The sequence below is a fragment of the Cellvibrio sp. genome, from assembly GCF_053579595.1.
The window spans coordinates 1-3,534 of record NZ_JBRFPI010000438.1 but is presented as its reverse complement, the minus strand read 5'-3'; the positions used below and the strand labels follow the sequence as shown (position 1 = coordinate 3,534).

At 50.0% G+C, this 3,534-nt stretch carries 3 protein-coding genes; all 3 read left to right on the top strand.

The genetic code is table 11. The annotated features are described in order from the left end of the window. Positions 1–459 (top strand): PACE efflux transporter (locus ACWA6V_RS19260; RefSeq protein ID WP_449524010.1); only part of this gene is annotated, 459 nt, incomplete at its 5' end. A 95-nt stretch (positions 460–554) separates the two neighbouring features. Further along, positions 555–1,955 carry a cytochrome c oxidase accessory protein CcoG gene (ccoG, locus tag ACWA6V_RS19255; protein ID WP_449524009.1) on the top strand — a complete coding sequence of 467 codons (1,401 nt, stop codon included), beginning with the start codon at positions 555–557 and terminating at the stop codon, positions 1,953–1,955. Between the two features lie 60 nt (positions 1,956–2,015). After that, entirely contained in the window at positions 2,016–3,437 is a 1,422-nt protein-coding gene (gene mapR, locus ACWA6V_RS19250) for a GntR family transcriptional regulator MpaR (protein ID WP_449524008.1), read from the top strand. Positions 3,438–3,534: the final 97 nt, after the last annotated feature.

Genomic DNA, 3,534 nt, shown 5'->3' with positions numbered 1-3,534 from the left:
GATTTAGCAGAGGTGGATATGCAAGGGGTAAAACGTCGTGTCATCTATGTCGGTTTGTACGAACTGGTGGCGATTGTGCTGTCGGCGATCTTATTAAAACTGATCAGTAACGCCGACGCCGCCAACTCGCTCGGCATTGCCGTCGTCGCCTCGGCCATTGCCATATTGTGGAATTTGGCCTTTAACTATGGCTTTGAACTCTGGGAAAAACATCGTAAACATCAGGGGCGCAGCCTGGGTATCCGTGTATTACATGCGGTGGGTTTTGAGGGCGGCTTGGTAGTCTTTTTGGTGCCGGTCCTCGCCTGGTGGCTGGAGGTCAATTTTATCGAAGCCTTGCTTTTGGACTTGGGTTTGCTGGTGTTTTTCTTGTTTTACACGTTTATCTTCAACTGGGCTTTTGATGCGGTGTTTGGGTTGCCGGCGGCGTTATCACCCAACCCTGTGACCTGTAGCTAACTCATCTGCACCGGTTTTTTATCGATTATCTGAATCTGTTTTTAGTACAGATGACCATCCATAGTGAGCAGCATCACTGTGGATGAGACGCAACCATGAGCAACACCGGCAGCCCCCTGTTAATTCCCACCAAAAACCTGCCTACACCCAAGGCAACCAACATCGACGGCCAGATTGTTACACGCAGCTTTAGCGGTCGCTTCCGCAATTTGCGAATCCTTGGCGCTGGCGTGCTGGCACTGCTATTTTTTGGGACTTCATGGATTAATTGGAACGGTCATCAGGCAATATTGTGGGATTTGGACACGCGTCAGTTTCACGTGTTTGGTACGACTTTTTGGCCGCAGGATTTTATGCTGCTCTCGCTGGTGATGATTATCGGCGCATTTTTATTATTTGCGGTCACTATGGTTGCCGGACGCGTCTGGTGCGGTTACACCTGCCCGCAAAGTGTGTGGACCTGGGCGTTTATGTGGGTCGAAAATATCACCGAGGGCGATCGCAACCAGCGCATTAAACTCAATAGCGCGCCCGCGTCATTTTCCAAAATCGCCAAGCGCAGTGCCAAACACAGTGTGTGGTTGGCGATGAGTATTGCCACCGGCATCGCGTTTGTTGGCTACTTTATTCCGGTGCGCGAATTAACCGTGAATTTGCTGCAATTGGAATGGTTTTCTACCAGCGCGATTTGGGTGTTTATTGTGGCCGCACTCACCTACCTCAACGCCGGTTGGGTGCGTGAAAAAGTTTGCCTGCATATGTGCCCCTACGCGCGCTTCCAGAGTGTGATGTTTGATCGCGATACATTAGTGATTTCTTACGATGCCGCACGTGGCGATACACGCGGGTCGCGCAAAAAAGATGAAGATCCCAAAGCACTCGGTTTAGGCGATTGCATCGACTGTTATATGTGCGTACAGGTTTGCCCGACCGGCATTGATATTCGCGATGGTTTGCAAATGGATTGCATTGGCTGCGCTGCCTGCATCGACGCCTGCGATGAGGTGATGGATAAAATGGGCTACGCGCGCGGCTTGGTCAGTTATACTTCCGAAGCCGCACTCGCCGGTGAACCCACGCGAATGTTGCGTCCGCGCTTGGTGGCTTATACAACAGCTATCGTCATTATGTTGGGTGCGTTATGGTTTGCGTTGGATGCACGTGAACTGGTGGATATGAGTGTGGTAAAAGATCGCACGGTGCTGTATCGCAAAAATAGTGATGGCGATATCGTCAATGTGTATCGGTTAAAAATTACCAACAAAACCCAAATGCCTGCGCACTATGAGTTGCACATTGCCAATGACGCGCGCTTATCACTTGCACGCAACTTCACACTTGATTTAAAACCCGGCGAAATTGTGGATATGCCGATGAGTGTTGTCATGAAAGGAACCAGTGCAGAATCCGGTATGACCCATTTTGATTTTGTGTTGGTTGATAGCAACAAGCTAAGCACGCGCGAAGCGGCGAATTTTATTTATCCGGCGTTTTAAATTATTTTGGTTAAGACGCGCATAAATCGGTGAATCAGCAATGAATCTCTATGCCTCCCTATGAAACTTTACGAAAGCCTGGCCGATGATATTGCGCAATTAATTCGCACCGGTGTGCTCGCCGAAAATGAGAAAGTGCCTTCCGTGCGCACTGCGAGCCGAACCCATGGCGTGAGCCAGGCCACGGTATTTCAAGCCTATTATTTATTGGAAAGCCGCGGCTTGATTCAAGCGCGGGCACGCTCGGGTTATTTTGTGCGCGCGCAAGCCAAACGTGCTTTAGCCGAACCGGAAATGAGTGTAGCCAATGCCGATAGCACCGACGTTGACGTAAGTGAATTGGTGTTTTCAATATTGGGGTCGATTAAAGACCCCGACACCATTCCCTTTGGCTCAGCATTTCCCAGCCCGGATTTATTTCCCCTCGCGCGTTTGGCGCGCTCTATGAGCAAAAGTGTTCAGCATTTACCCGCACGGGCTATTCTCGCCGATATGACCTCGGGCAACCCCCACCTGCGCCGCCAAATTGCCCTGCGCTATATGATGAACGGGATGATGAACGGTGAAATGAATTCACCTGATGAATTGGTCATCACCAACGGCGCATTGGAAGCCTTGAATTTATGCTTGCAAGTCGTCACTCAACCGGGTGATCTGGTCGCGATTGAATCGCCCACGTTTTATGCCGCCCTACAAATTCTCGAACGATTGCAATTAAAAGCGGTTGAAATTCCGGTGCACCCGCGCGATGGCATTCACTTGCCAAGCCTGCAAGAAAGTTTGCAGCGGTTGCCGATTAAAGCCTGCTGGTTTATGAGCAGTTTTCACAATCCACTCGGCGCTTCTATGAGTGATGAAAAAAAGCAATCGCTGTATGATTTGCTGCACCAACATCAAGTGCCGCTGATTGAGGACGATGTTTATGCAGAATTGTATTTCGGCAACACACCACCCAAACCCATCAAATTTTTTGACCGCGCCGGATTAGTCATGCACTGCGGCTCTTTTTCAAAAAATCTGGCACCGGGGTATCGTGTCGGTTGGGTTTCAGCAGGGCGTTACACTGAACAAATCCATCGTTTGAAATTGATGACCACCATATCGCCGTCAGTTCCGGCACAAGTTGCCATCGCCGATTATTTACAACATGGCGGTTATGATCGTCATTTACGAAAATTGCGTGAGACTTTGGAAACACAACAGCAGTTGATGCTCGCCGCTATCGCCCGTTATTTTCCTGCACAGACCAAAGTGACTCAGCCGGGCGGCGGTTATTTTTTGTGGGTGGAATTTCCGGAACACATAGACACGCTGAAATTATTTGCTCTCGCGCTGGCACAGGGGATCAGCATCGCACCCGGGCCAATATTTTCTGCCACGCAACGCTTTCGCAACTGCGCGCGCATCAATTACGGCCAGCCGTGGAATAAAGCTACGGAAGCGGCTATTGCGTTGCTAGGGAAGTTAATTGCATCGCAATAAAATGTGATTGCAACGCATCAGACCACTGCTGAAATCCAGCGACGTAATCGGCTGCGCACATACTGATGTAATGGTTTACCGCGCCATGATCCCCAAC

What these genes read in the sequence shown, in the direction of transcription:
- ccoG (WP_449524009.1), top strand. Translation starts at nt 555, where the DNA reads ATGAGCAACACCGGCAGCCCCCTGTTAATTCCCACCAAAAACCTGCCT.
- mapR (WP_449524008.1), top strand. Translation starts at nt 2,016, where the DNA reads ATGAAACTTTACGAAAGCCTGGCCGATGATATTGCGCAATTAATTCGC.